Here is a 750-nt window from a genome sequence, read left to right on the forward strand (position 1 = left end):
AAAGCCTCTTGTGATGTACCACTGGCACTTCACTGCCATGCTACCACTGGTCTTTCTACTGCTACGGCAATCAAAGCGGTAGAGGCTGGTATCGACATCCTCGATACGGCTATTTCTTCGATGAGCTGTACTTATGGGCATACTCCGACGGAAACGGTTGTAGCAATGCTGCAAGGTACTGAGCGCGACACCAATCTGAAACTTGATCAACTAGAACCTATTGCAGCCTACTTCCGTGAAGTACGTAAGAAATACGCGAAATGGGAAGGGCAACTAAAAGGTGTGGATTCCCGTATCCTTATTGCTCAAGTGCCTGGTGGCATGTTGACGAATATGGAAGGCCAGTTAAAAGAGCAAGGTGCAGCGGATCGTATCGACGAGGTGTTAGAAGAAATCCCACGTGTACGTGAAGATCTTGGCTTTATTCCTCTCGTAACACCGACGTCTCAGATCGTTGGTACTCAAGCCGTCATTAACGTACTGACCGGCGAGCGCTACAAGAGCATCACTAAAGAAACCGCTGGTGTTCTCAAAGGTGAGTACGGTGCCGCTCCTGCGGCAGTGAATGCCGAACTACAAGCAAAAGTCCTTGAAGGTAAAGAGCCAATTACGTGTCGTCCTGCTGATTTGTTAGAGTCAGAAATGGAAGCTCTTACGGTGGATTTAATGGATAAGGCTCAGTCTGAAGGCATTAAGCTTGCGAGTGAACGCGTTGATGACGTACTTACTTATGCGTTGTTCCCTCAAGTT

At 48.0% G+C, this 750-nt stretch carries 1 pseudogene; it reads left to right on the plus strand.

The annotated features are described in order from the left end of the window. A pseudogene (locus R7Q11_RS25970) lies at positions 1–750 on the plus strand (oxaloacetate decarboxylase); the annotation flags it as partial.

Source organism: Vibrio sp. 970 (genome assembly GCF_033339075.1).